This window comes from uncultured Algibacter sp. (genome assembly GCF_947487575.1).
Taxonomy (GTDB): Bacteria; Bacteroidota; Bacteroidia; order Flavobacteriales; family Flavobacteriaceae; genus Algibacter_B.
In genome coordinates this window covers 151824-164222 of sequence record NZ_CANKXG010000002.1, presented here as the reverse complement: position 1 = coordinate 164222, position 12399 = coordinate 151824, and the positions used below count along the sequence as shown (strand labels likewise).

Here is a 12399-nt window from a genome sequence, read left to right as displayed (position 1 = left end):
TGATTCTATTGATGAATCAAAAAAAGGAAATAACAAATTTAAAATACTAATTATGAAAAATTTTAAAAAAAACTTATTCTTAGTAATAATTACATGTTTTGGTATAAATGTATTTGGACAATGTGTTGCGCCGCCAAACAATTTAATAAGTTGGTGGGCTGCCGAAGATAATGCTAATGATTCTGAAGGCAGTAACCATGGCACACCTAACGGAGTATCCTATGCAACTGGCGCGGTAAATAAAGCCTTTTTGTTTGATGGAGTAGATGATCTGGTAGTGGTTTCTAGTAATAATAATTTAGATATTACAGGTGATATTACAGTAGAGTTTTGGGCATTACAAACAGTATTCAATCTCGAAAATATGGCGGTTTGTAAAGGTGCCAAAAATGAACCTACTGTGTTTTCCATGTATTTTTCAGGAGCAACATTTAATTGTGCTTTTCAAGATACAGATGAAACTATTGTAGAATTAGGAGGGCCATCTTTTGAAGATTTTCAATGGCATCATTATGCCTATGTTCGCCAGGGTAACCAACATATCATTTATGCTGATGGTTTCGATTTTGGTTGGGTGCCATTTACTAACCCTCCAGCAAGTAGTTCTGGATTGCCATTAACTATTGGTGCACAATATGATAACCAAAATGATGACTATGTGAGTTTTTTTGGTGGACAAATTGATGAGGTTACAGTTTACAATCGAGCGCTTTCTGAAATCGAAATTCAAGATATTTATAACGCAGGCTCTAATGGAAAATGCAGTGAAACTTTAAATATTGAAGAGGAGGTTGTATTAGAAAATCAAATTAGAATTTATCCTAACCCAGTAACACATACATTTACCTTAGATATTTCGAAAAGTACATTTACGACAAATGAAAATTTAGAATTGCATATTTTCGATTTGTCCGGTCGTTTAGTTACAAAGGTCAATAGAATTAACATTTCTAGCATAAAAATAGATATAAGTAATTTAAATTCTGGTGTATATCTGTATAAGTTAAATGGAAATAATATTGAGAAGGCCGCAGGGAAAATAATAAAAAGGTAACACAATTAATTTCTTACATTTATAGCACTTAAAACAAATTATTTTGAAGAAAGTATTAGTCGTTTTTGTTTTTCTTTTGTCCACAAGTTTATTGTTTTGCCAAACGAATATTGTAATTGACAGTTTGGAACAAATATTACTTGTTGAAAAAAACCAAGTAAAGAAATGTAGCTTATATAATGATTTAGTTCGAAATTATATTTACAATAAACCTAAAATATCTTTAAAATATAATGATTCTTTAGCTAGTTTAAGTAAGGAAATTAATAACGATGAATTACAGATGTTATCCTTGTATAATTATTCAGTTGTGCATAGAGTTTTAGGGGATTCTGAAAAAGCTTTGAGACTTTTAATGGATTATAAAGAATCTATTGAAAAGAAAAAAGATACTTTCAACTTAATTTCTACCTACTATCAAATTGGAGTTAGTTATATGGGGCTTGATAAAAAGGTTGAAGCCGTAGATTTTCTTCTGAAATCCTTAGAGCTGTCAGAACTTACTAATAATAAAGAAAGAGCTCTAATCAACCAAAATGCTTTGGGTGCTATTTATGATCAAATGGGGCAATATAAAAAAGCTCTTAACTATTATAAAAAAGTAGAAAAATCATATTTAGAATCTAATAATTTACACGATATAGGTTTGATTTATAATAATATTGGCGTAGTATATAAGCACTTAGATAGTTTAGATTTAGCTTTAAATTATTTTAATAAAGGTTACGATTTAAGTAAAAATAGCGAAGATTTAATTATAAAATCATTTCAATTAAGAAACATTGGGCTTATTCAGCATACACAAAAGAAGTTTGCTTTAGCAGAAAAAAATTATTTATCAGCTTTAGAAATAAGAAAACAAATGGGTGAAAAATTACCTTTGTGTGGCTCATATTATGATTTGGGAAATTTTTATCTAGAAACAGCTAATTTAAGTAAAGCTGAAAGTAATTTTGATAAAGCTTTAGTACTATCAAGAGAGATTAAGTCAAGGGCAAATCAATCAAAAGTTTTAATAGGACTTTCTAAAGTTTATGAAAATAGAGGAGAAAGAGGTAGAGCATATACATATTATAAAAAAGGAAAAGATCTAAATGATAGCATTCAAAGCATAGTAATTAAGGAAAAAGTTAACGAGTTGGATGTAAAATACCAAACAGAAAAAAAAGATAAAGAAATAGCCACCCAACAATTAGCATTAAAGGAACAAAAATCTGAAATTCAAAAAAAGAAAACTCAAAATAATTATATGTTAGGTACAGTTATTTTTCTATTGTCAATAGCAGTTTTGTTAGGTTTTTTATTTAAACAACGTCAAAAACGAAAAAACCAAGAGTTACTAACTTTGAAAAGAGAGTTCCAAATTAAAACATTGGAGTCTTTAATAGAAGGGGAAGAAAAAGAACGTTTGCGTGTTGCCAAAGAATTACATGATGGTGTAAATGGTGATTTATCTGCCATAAAATACAAGCTATCTTCACTTCTGGAAATGAATAATACTGTAATTAAAGAAGCGATAACCATGATTGATGATTCTTGTAAACAAGTAAGAGCTATTTCTCATAATCTGGTACCACCATCATTAGAAAGTTTTAATTTAGTAGAAGCGACCGATTTATATTGTGCTAATTTAAACGATGTAAACCCTGAAATAGACTTAAGTTTTCAGCATATAGGAGATACTGTTGTTCTTACTAAAAAAGCTGAGATTAATGTATTCAGAATTATACAAGAACTAATTACTAACAGTTTGAAACACGCCAATGCTTCAAGTATAAATGTGCAAATTAGCTGCCATAACAACAACATTCAAATAACAGTAGAAGATAACGGCAAAGGTTTTAATAAAGAAGTAATTACTTCTGATGGTATTGGATTAAGCAATGTGCAATCAAGACTAGATTACTTAAAAGCCGAAGTAGATTTTTTATCGAATAAAAATGGCACATCATATACCATAGATATTAATAATACAGAGTTAAATGATAATTAAAATAGCCATAACAGACGACCACCAAATGGTATTGCAAGGCATTGCGTCTATGCTTGAAAGCTCACCAGAATTAAAAGTAGTTGGTTTATATAACAATGCAAAAAACACGCTTGCTAATATCGAAAAAGATAAGCCAGATGTCTTATTGTTGGATATTAATTTACCTGACATAAATGGTATCGATTTAAGTAAGCAATTATTAAATAATAACCCAGGATTAAAAATAATAGCACTCACTAATTTTGAAGATATTTCGTTTGTAAAACGCATGCTTAAAAATGGTGTTCATGGTTATTTGTTAAAAAACACCGATAAGTTTGAGTTGGTTAAAGCTATGAAAATAGTGCTTTCAGGTGAATTGTTTTTACAAAAAGATATTCAAGAACGATTATTAAGTCAAACCACAAGCAAAACAAACAACAACGGGCTAAAACCAAATTTAACCCGCAGAGAACATGATGTATTGGTGGCTATTTCTGAAGAATTAACTACACAACAAATTTCTGAAAAACTATTTATCAGTCCCAAAACAGTTGAAACACATCGTATGAATATTATGAGCAAATTAGGTGCGAAAAATAGTGTAGGTATCATTAAAATAGCTATAGAAAAGGAGTTGTTATAGTATTTACTTTTATCTTTGTAGTTTGAAAAATCAGGCTATGTCAAACATCATTTATATAGGTTACGAGTTTAAGGTTTCTCCACTACAACCAGCTGTTGAAATTCTAATAGCCGAATTAGGTTACGCTGGCTTTGAAAGTTTTGTAGAAACAGAAGAAGGCGCAACAGCATATATTCAAAAAGAAGAGTGGAACGAGAATATTCTTGATAACATTCAAATTTTAAACTCAGATGAATTTCAAATCACCTATACTTTTGAAGATATCGAGCAAACTAATTGGAATGCCGAATGGGAAAAGAATTTCAACCCGATTGTTGTTGATAATGCTTGCGCGGTTCGTGCGCCGTTTCATGATAAATTCGATACAGAATACGATATTATTATCGAACCTAAAATGAGTTTTGGTACAGGGCATCATGAAACCACGCACATGATGATTCAGCATATTTTAAATAACGATTTTGACGGGAAATCTGTTTTAGATATGGGTTGCGGTACGGGTGTTTTAGCAATTTTAGCAGAATTAAAAGGTGCAAAACCCATAGATGCCATAGATTATGATAATTGGTGCTATTTAAACAGTTTAGAAAATGTAGAGCGTAATAATTGTAAACACATTACTGTTATTGAAGGCGATGCGTCAGTTTTAAAAAATAAATACGACATAATAATAGCTAATATAAATCGTAATATTTTAATGCAAGATATGGCAACCTATATATCTTGTTTGAATAAAGATGGTATGTTATTTTTAAGCGGGTTTTATAGTGATGATATCCCAATGATTAAAAGTGAATGTGAAAAACATTTGTTAAATTTTAAAGAAAAACTAGAAAGAAACAATTGGGTATCATTAAAATTTTTAAATTAGTAGTGTATTTAATCCCCAAAGATTATTAGAAAATGAGTACAAAAGAAAAGACATCAGAAAAATTATTACTTGAAGAAGCGGTACTAACTCAAAATGAGATTGTATTGTTTAACGATGATGTAAATACCTTTGATCATGTTATTGAAACCCTTATTTATGCCTGCGACCATTCTGCAGAACAAGCCGAACAATGTGCAATTTTAGTACATTATAAAGGCAAATGTACAGTTAAAACAGGCGAGTATAAAGATTTAAAACCACGCTGCTCTATGCTTATAGAAGCAGGCTTAAGCGCAGAAATTATTTAATTATTTAATCTTCCAATAGCACAACTCACGAAAGACTTAGCTTTTGTAGTTAATGCATTTTTATGTCCTACAACAGGATATCCTATTGTGTTTAGAAGTGCTTTTACTTTTTCTAAAGTGTTTTCATTTTCGTAATGAAATGAAACCGAATTATTAGCATTGTTAATCTCTAATTCAGAAACATCTTCCAATATTGAAATTTTTTTGTTTATTGTATTAGCACAACCGCCACATTTTAAATTTTGTATTTCTAGGGTTGTTTTCATTTTTTTATTTTACACGTATTAATTCTAAAAAGTGAGTATAAAGGACAAAAATTAATAAAACTTGTTAATAGAAAAATAATAGCTACCGCCATTAGTACATATGCTAATGTTCCAGAAATAGCATTAAAATAGTATAATAGAGCTATCGTAATAGCAACTACTATTCTAATGCCTTTATCTAAAGTTCCCATGTTTTTTTTCATAATGTATATGTCGTTTTAATTATTACTTATATAGTTGTTGGGCATACAAAATCCGTAGTTGGTAAATCTGTGTTTTTAATAGCTCCAAAACCGCCAGCAATATCAATTAAATTATTAAAACCTCGTGCTTTTAAAATAGATGCTGCAATTACAGAGCGATAGCCACCAGCACAATGCACATAATAGGTTTTGTTTTTGTCAATAGCATTCATATTATCATTAATATAATCTAAGGCAAAATGTTGTACTTGATTACCTTCTAGGTGTTCAGATTTGTATTCACCATCTTTTCTAACATCTAAGATATTAATATTTTTGTTTTTGTAATCATCTGAAAATTGATTTACAGAAATTGATTCAATAGTTTCAATCTCTTTACCTGCTTTTTTCCAAGCTTCAATACCTCCTTCTAAATAGCCTAAAGTATTATCATAGCCAACACGAGACAATCTTGTTACAGTTTCCTCTTCTCTTCCCTCAGGAGTTACTAAAAGAATTGGTTGTTTTAAATCTGTAATTAAAGCACCAACCCATGGCGCAAACCCTCCATTTATACCAATAAAAATAGAGTTTGGTATGTGTGCATTAATAAATTCTTTTTCTGTTCTCACATCAAGAACTAAGGCGTCTTCATTATTTGCTATCAATTCAAAGTCATCTGGGTTTAAGGCAGTGTCTCCTTTCTTTAATACGGTTTCAAAAGTATCATAACCAGATTTATTCATCATGGCATTTTTTGCAAAATATTGAGGTGGTGGCGCAATACCATCTAGGACTTCTTTAACAAATTCAGCTTTTGTCATATCTGCTCTTAAAGCATAATTTGTTTTTTTTTGGTCACCTAAAATACCTACAGTTTCTTTACTTAAATTTTTTCCACAAGCAGAACCGGCACCATGTGCAGGATATACAATAATATTATCTGGTAAAGGCATTATTTTATTACGTAAAGAGTCATACAACATCGCAGCTAAATCTTCTTTAGTCAAATTAGATTTTATAGCTAAATCTGGTCGTCCAACATCACCTAAAAATAAAGTGTCTCCTGAAAAGATAGCGTGTTCTTTTTCATTTTCATCAATTAAAAGAAAGGTTGATGATTCTAAGGTGTGTCCAGGTGTATGAAGTACTTTTATAGTAACATTTCCTAATTTAAAAGTTTCGTTATCTTTAGCTATATGGGCATCGTATTTTGTTTCAGCTCCAGGGCCAAAAATGATTTTGGCTCCTGTTTTTTTAGCCAAATCTACATGACCAGAAACAAAATCTGCATGGAAGTGGGTTTCAAAAATATATTTGATTTTGGCATTCTCTTTATCTGCTTTATCAACATATTGTTGTGTTTCACGCAATGGGTCTATTATAGCAACTTCGCTATTTGATTCAATATAGTAAGCTCCTTGAGCTAAACAACCTGTATATATTTGTTCTATTTTCATGATTAATTTATCTAATGATTCAAAATTACGAAACCTTATTTTTTTGGTTTGTAACTTATATCACATTTAAAACTATTTTAGCTCTTTGTAAATAATGTAAACAGCCATTATTAATACAAAAAAACCAAAGCTCTTTTTTAATTTTTCGCCACTTACAAATTTTGAAAGAAATACGCCTATAAGAATGCCTATAATTGAAATTAAGGTAAATGTTAAAAGGAAAGTCCATTCTATATCTAGTGTTTGCATATCTCCTGTAAAACCAATTAAGGAGTTTATTGTAACAATAATTAATGATGTTCCAACAGCTTTTTTCATGGGGATATTAGCCCAAAGTACTAATGCTGGTACATATAAAAATCCACCACCAGCGCCAATAATACCAGTAATTGTACCAATAATTAAGCCTTGAATAAAGGTTTTATAATAGGCCTGAGGTTTTGATGTTACTTCTTTGTTATTTCCTTTTTTAATCATAGAAATAGAAGCCAAAAGCATAATGATAGCAAAAAATATCATGATGCCCATGCTTTTGGAAAGTTGAAACTCACCAATAGAAAATAAGGTTTCAGGAATACCAGAAACCAAATATCTTCTGGATAAATACACCGCAACAAAAGAAGGGAAAGAAAAAGCTAAACCTGTTTTAAAATCAACGAGTCCTTTTCTGTGTTTTTGATACGTGCCAACCATAGATGATGTACCTACTACAAAAAGCGAATATGCTGTTGCAATTACGGGGTTATACCCTAAAAGATAAACCAAAAGTGGTACAGTAAGTATGGAACCACCACCACCGATAAGGCCTAATACGAGACCAACAACTAGGGCACCGATGTATCCCAAAATTTGAATAGTATCCATTTAATGGGGTAATTTATTTTTTAATAACCCGTAGATGAAGGTTCCAAGAATTGCTGCAGCTATAACAATAACCATACTCCAAACACCTGTGCCTAAAAGAATGTACATTGGGCCAGGGCAAGCTCCAATAAGTGCCCAGCCAAAACCAAAAATGGTGCCTCCAAGAATATATCTTACTAATCCTTTTTCTTTTTTAGGAACAAATATATCAGCACCTTTTATACTTTTTATATACCCTTTTTTAGAAATCTGTAAAAAGAGAATTCCTGATGTAATAGCTGTACCTATTATCCCATACATATGAAAGGATTGAAACCTAAACATTTCGTAAATACGATACCATGAAACGGCTTCGGATTTTACTAAAACTATACCGAAAAATATACCTACTAATAAAAATTTTAAAAATTTCATATACTTAAAATATTAATGGTAAAATAAAATTAGTCATAATTAAGCCGCCAATAAAAAAACCGATTACTGCAATTAAGGAGGGTTTTTGTAAACTGCTTAAACCTGTAATGGCATGACCAGATGTGCAACCACCAGCGTAACGTGTTCCGAAACCAACTAATAAGCCACCAACAATTAAGAGTATTAATGCTTTTGGGTTTGTTATAGCATCTAAGCTATACATTTCGTTTGGGACTAATGTTGAACCTGGGTTTTTGAAATTCATGTTTTGAAGCTCAATAACCGTTGTTGGGTTTAAATTTGTTTCGCTATTATTTGATAAATATTGAACAGCAATAAAGCCTCCAATAATTGCTCCTAAAACAACGGTTAAATTCCATAGTTGGTCTTTCCATTTAAACTTAAAAAAGTCTGCAAATTTACCGGCTCCGGCAATTGTACACATGGTGCGAAGGTTTGATGACATACCAAATGTTTTTCCAAAGTAGAGTAGTAGTGCCATTACAAAAGCAATAAGTGGGCCAGAAACATACCAAGGCCAAGGGTTTAATACATAATTCATACCTGATAATTTAATGCGAATTTAAATTTAACGTTTTTAAGTGACTGTAATAAATGTTACTTAAGCTAGCATAAAGGTAACCAAATTGAAATTTGAAGCTAAATATGGCGGATGGCTGCGCTAGGGATTGAAAAGGAAAGCCCACAGCCCGACCTTTAGGTAGCGCCCAAAATTATTTAAAGCACTTCTATTTTGTTTCGACTGAGTTTGATTTTGGTTTCGTTTTCGAGTTGTTTTAATAGTCGAGATATGACAACTCTTGAGGTGTGTAAATCTTCGGCGATGTCTTGGTGTTTTACAATTATGGTTTTTGAGGCATGAAGTTTTGTTTTGTTGATGAGGTATTTGTGTAGGCGCTCGTCCATTTTCATAAAGGCGAGGTTGTCTATGGCTTCGAGCATTTCGTCAAAACGGGTTTGGTAACTTTCTAGAATAAAATTGCGCCAACTTGTGTTACTGTGAAACCATTTTTGCATGTTTTGAACGGGTATCATGATGAGTGTGGAATCTTTTTCGGCTACAGCTCTAATTTTACTTTTTGTTGTGCCCATACAACAGGTGAGAGACATGGTACAGGTTTCCCCAGCTTCTAGAAAATAGATAAGGAGATCATTACCATCTGCATCTTCGCGGAGTATTTTGATGTTTCCGTTTAGTAATAGTGGAATGTGCTTTAAAGGCTGATTGATATCAATGATGATGTCGTTTTTTTTAAATGAAGCTATTTTGCCAACACTTTCAATTTCGTTTATTAGCTCATTATCTAAAATATTACTGAATTTTTCTTGTAGCTGGGTTGAAGTCATATTCAAAAGTAATGATTTAAAAAATTGAAAGAAATTGTTTGGTGGTGTTTTAATAAAAAATGTATATTTGCACCCACGAAAAAAGGCCATGTGGCGCAACTGAATAGCGCACTTGATTACGGCTCAAGAGGTTGCAGGTTTGAATCCTGCCATGGTCACGAATAAAATAAAATCCCAGTGTTAAATCAAGCTTGCTTGAATTTATAAACTGGGATTTTTGCTTTTCAAAACGAAGTTTTTTCTAAACCCATAATCATTTAGTATTAGTCTTAAAAGACAAGACTAAATACAGAACCTTCACCTTCAATACTCTTTACTATAACCCTGCCTTTATGAAGTAACATAATTTGCTTACAAAGGCTTAACCCAATTCCGCTACCTGTAGCTTTACTGGTAAAGAATGGTACAAAAATGTTTTCTAAAATGTCCTCTGGAATACCAGAACCATTATCGTATACTTTGATGATGATATCTCTATTTGGATTTTGAGATGCCAGTACTTTTATTTCTGGTTTGTCTTGATTTTTACATGCATCAACAGCATTTAATATTAAATTTATTAATACTTGCTCGATAAGATGTGTATCAATATCTAACTCTAATTTTGGCTCTGAAATTGAAAATTCTATACCAATATTTTTAGCTTTTATGGATGTTTCCATGAGTAACTGAATATTATTAAACAATTTTGAAACTCTAATACGTTGTAAATTAAGATTAGTTACTTTACTTAAACTTCTATATGTTTTTGCAAATTTTAAGAGGCCTTCACTACGATTTTTTATTGTTTTTATTCCGGAGTTAATGTCTTCTAATTCTAAATGAGATTCTTCTGGGTTTTCAATAGCTACTTGTAAATTTTTTTGAAGTGTATCTGCTAAAGATGAAATTGGAGCAATAGAATTCATGATTTCATGAGTCATGACGCTTAATAGTTTTTTCCAAGCTTCAGATTCGTTTTTATTTAAAGTGTCATCAATGTTTTGTAAAACAATTAATTTAAAAGTGTCGTCTTTTATTTGAAAAACAGAACTCGATATTAATAATTTAACCTTTTCATTTTCAACATCTAGCGTTATACTGTCTTCCGTTGTATAACTGTCTGTAAAAATGGTATTGTAAAGTTTTGGATTTCTTTTTTCAATAAAATGAGTGGTTTTTAAAGAGGGGATTTTTAATATAGTTTTAAAGGCATCATTAACCCATAAAACGTTGCCTGTTTTAATATTGTAGGCTATAATTCCAGTTTGTATAAGTTCTAATATTTTTTTTAGATATAAATGTTGCTCTTCTTTTTCTTTATTTATTTGAATGATGCTTCTATTAACGACATTGAAGTTTTTATGTAGTTTTTGAATATCAGGAGTTCCAGAATCTTCATTAAACCATCGCGAAAAATCTTTATATTTTATAGATTCGAAGAAGTCGTCTATTTCAGAAAACCGTTTAAAAACAAATTTGAAAAGGTTTTTGAAAGAAAAAATAGCAAGAACTAAAAAGCAACCTATACTAATTAATCTCAAAGGGTGATTTAGATTAAAATCTAGAGCAAATAGGCTAAACGCTAAGGCTGTTAGCGCTAAAAATAAAATGAAGACCCTGTAAAACAGGGCGTATTTAAATTTGTTATAAGCCATATTTATTAAGCCTCCTGTAGAGTGCTGTTCTTGTAATACCTAATTCTTTAGCCGATTTAGAAATATTACCATTGTTTTTTTCAATGACTTTTAAAATAGCATTTTTCTCTATGGTTTCTAATTTTAAATCATTTTCGTTTATTTTTTGCGTACTTTTTTCAATAGGGGAAAAAACTAAATCACCTTCATGCAATATAGAATCGTCGGTCATTATTATTGCACGTTCTAGGGCGTATTGAAGCTCACGAACGTTACCTGGAAAATGATAATTGCTTAGCTTTTTTTTAAAATTATCACTTAGCTTAAAACTAGATTTTAAATATTTATCACTGTATAAATCAATAAAATGTTTTGCTAATAAAATAATGTCTTTTCCTCTGTTTCTTAAAGGCGGAACAATAATTTCAACAGTATTAATTCTATAAATTAAGTCTTTTCTAAAATGGGTTTCGTCTGCAAGCGAATTTATATGTAAGTTTGTAGCACAAATAAGGCGTATGTCTATAGGTATAGGTTGGTTAGAGCCTAATGGCGTTACAAGTCGGTTTTGTAAAACGGTTAATAATCTGGCTTGTTGCTGTAAACTAATATTTCCTATTTCATCTAAAAATAGTGTGCCACCATGAGCGGCTTCAAAACGTCCTTTTCGGTCTTCGCGCGCATCAGTAAAAGCTCCCTTTTTATAACCAAACAATTCACTTTCAAATAGGGTTTCAGTTAAAGCACCTACATCAACTTTAACAAAGGGTTTGTCTTTTCTTAAAGAGTTATTGTGAATAGCCTTTGCAATTAAATCTTTTCCAGTGCCATTTTCTCCTAAAATTAAAATATTAGCATCTGTTGGGGCTATTTTTTTAATTTTAAAAAAAACATCTTTCATTTCGTTACTATCTCCCAATAACTCATTACCTTTTTCTAAGGTTATTGAAGTCTTGGTTTTTTTTGAAGATTTTTTGTCAAGAATATCGTAAAGCGAATCAATGAGCTTATCATTTTTCCAAGGTTTTACTAAAAAATCTGAAGCGCCTTTTTTTAAGGATCTAATGGCTAAATCTAAATCGCCATAAGCTGTTATTAAAATAACGGCTAAGTTATTATCAGTTTCCTTAATTTTATTAAGCCAGTAAATACCTTCGTTTCCTGTGTTTATAAGGCCATTAAAATTCATGTCTAGAATAACAACATCGAATTTATGTGTTTTAATAAGGTGGACTAAATTGGCCGGATTCTGCTCGGTTGTAACACTTTTAACTTTGGTTTTTAATAGCAATCGCAATGCAATTAGCACATCGGCATCATCGTCTACAACTAATATGTTAGCATTTTTTAATAGCATAATTACAATATTACAATATTA

General features: G+C 30.9%; 14 protein-coding genes and 1 tRNA gene. 6 read left to right on the top strand and 9 right to left on the bottom strand.

Annotation, left to right across the window (positions count from 1 at the left end):
• The first annotated feature begins 52 nt into the window (after window positions 1-52).
• From Q0870_RS02880 to Q0870_RS02860, 5 genes are read left to right on the top strand one after another with little or no spacing between them, the layout of a single operon-like run.
• Window positions 53-1054 carry a LamG-like jellyroll fold domain-containing protein gene (locus tag Q0870_RS02880; RefSeq protein WP_298550904.1) on the top strand — a complete coding sequence of 334 codons (1002 nt, stop codon included), beginning with the start codon at window positions 53-55 and terminating at the stop codon, window positions 1052-1054.
• A 43-nt stretch (window positions 1055-1097) separates the two neighbouring features.
• Window positions 1098-3047 carry a sensor histidine kinase gene (locus tag Q0870_RS02875; protein WP_298550902.1) on the top strand — a complete coding sequence of 650 codons (1950 nt, stop codon included), beginning with the start codon at window positions 1098-1100 and terminating at the stop codon, window positions 3045-3047.
• Window positions 3037-3672: a response regulator transcription factor gene (locus tag Q0870_RS02870; RefSeq protein ID WP_298550900.1), complete on the top strand. Its 636-nt coding sequence runs from the start codon at window positions 3037-3039 to the stop codon at window positions 3670-3672. Before Q0870_RS02875 ends, Q0870_RS02870 begins: the two co-directional genes overlap by 11 nt.
• A 37-nt stretch (window positions 3673-3709) precedes the next feature.
• On the top strand, window positions 3710-4543 hold the full coding sequence (prmA, locus tag Q0870_RS02865) for a 50S ribosomal protein L11 methyltransferase (RefSeq protein WP_298550898.1): 834 nt from the start codon (window positions 3710-3712) through the stop codon (window positions 4541-4543).
• Between the two features lie 32 nt (window positions 4544-4575).
• The gene (locus tag Q0870_RS02860) at window positions 4576-4851 is read left to right on the top strand and encodes an ATP-dependent Clp protease adaptor ClpS (RefSeq protein WP_298550896.1); all 276 of its coding nucleotides are present in this window, start codon (window positions 4576-4578) and stop codon (window positions 4849-4851) included.
• On the opposite strand, the gene Q0870_RS02855 is transcribed toward Q0870_RS02860, so the two are convergent.
• From Q0870_RS02855 to Q0870_RS02825, 7 genes are all read right to left on the bottom strand, one after another.
• Complete coding sequence (locus tag Q0870_RS02855) at window positions 4848-5117, bottom strand: heavy-metal-associated domain-containing protein (protein WP_298550894.1); 270 nt, start codon at window positions 5115-5117, stop codon at window positions 4848-4850. The genes Q0870_RS02860 and Q0870_RS02855 overlap by 4 nt on opposite strands.
• Complete coding sequence (locus tag Q0870_RS02850; RefSeq protein WP_298550892.1) at window positions 5114-5320, bottom strand: DUF2892 domain-containing protein; 207 nt, start codon at window positions 5318-5320, stop codon at window positions 5114-5116. The genes Q0870_RS02855 and Q0870_RS02850 overlap by 4 nt, the downstream gene beginning before the upstream one ends.
• Before the next feature lie 26 nt (window positions 5321-5346).
• Window positions 5347-6759: an MBL fold metallo-hydrolase gene (locus Q0870_RS02845; protein WP_298550890.1), complete on the bottom strand. Its 1413-nt coding sequence runs from the start codon at window positions 6757-6759 to the stop codon at window positions 5347-5349.
• 72 nt (window positions 6760-6831) lie between these two features.
• Window positions 6832-7623, bottom strand: coding sequence for a sulfite exporter TauE/SafE family protein (locus Q0870_RS02840; protein ID WP_298550888.1), 792 nt, complete (start codon window positions 7621-7623; stop codon window positions 6832-6834).
• Window positions 7624-8037 carry a DUF6691 family protein gene (locus Q0870_RS02835; protein ID WP_298550886.1) on the bottom strand — a complete coding sequence of 138 codons (414 nt, stop codon included), beginning with the start codon at window positions 8035-8037 and terminating at the stop codon, window positions 7624-7626. It abuts the gene before it with no gap.
• A gap of 4 nt (window positions 8038-8041) precedes the next feature.
• Window positions 8042-8599 carry a YeeE/YedE thiosulfate transporter family protein gene (locus tag Q0870_RS02830; protein WP_298550884.1) on the bottom strand — a complete coding sequence of 186 codons (558 nt, stop codon included), beginning with the start codon at window positions 8597-8599 and terminating at the stop codon, window positions 8042-8044.
• A 176-nt stretch (window positions 8600-8775) separates the two neighbouring features.
• On the bottom strand, window positions 8776-9405 hold the full coding sequence (locus Q0870_RS02825) for a Crp/Fnr family transcriptional regulator (protein WP_298550882.1): 630 nt from the start codon (window positions 9403-9405) through the stop codon (window positions 8776-8778).
• Between the two features lie 84 nt (window positions 9406-9489).
• On the opposite strand from Q0870_RS02825, the gene Q0870_RS02820 reads away from it, so the two are divergent.
• A tRNA-Arg gene (locus Q0870_RS02820) sits at window positions 9490-9563 on the top strand.
• A gap of 111 nt (window positions 9564-9674) precedes the next feature.
• Here the strand turns inward: Q0870_RS02820 and Q0870_RS02815 are convergent.
• Together Q0870_RS02815 and Q0870_RS02810 are read right to left on the bottom strand one after the other, a co-directional pair.
• Window positions 9675-11042 carry a HAMP domain-containing sensor histidine kinase gene (locus Q0870_RS02815; RefSeq protein WP_298550880.1) on the bottom strand — a complete coding sequence of 456 codons (1368 nt, stop codon included), beginning with the start codon at window positions 11040-11042 and terminating at the stop codon, window positions 9675-9677.
• The gene (locus tag Q0870_RS02810; protein ID WP_298550877.1) at window positions 11032-12378 is read right to left on the bottom strand and encodes a sigma-54 dependent transcriptional regulator; all 1347 of its coding nucleotides are present in this window, start codon (window positions 12376-12378) and stop codon (window positions 11032-11034) included. Before Q0870_RS02810 ends, Q0870_RS02815 begins: the two co-directional genes overlap by 11 nt.
• Between the last annotated feature and the right edge of the window lie 21 nt (window positions 12379-12399).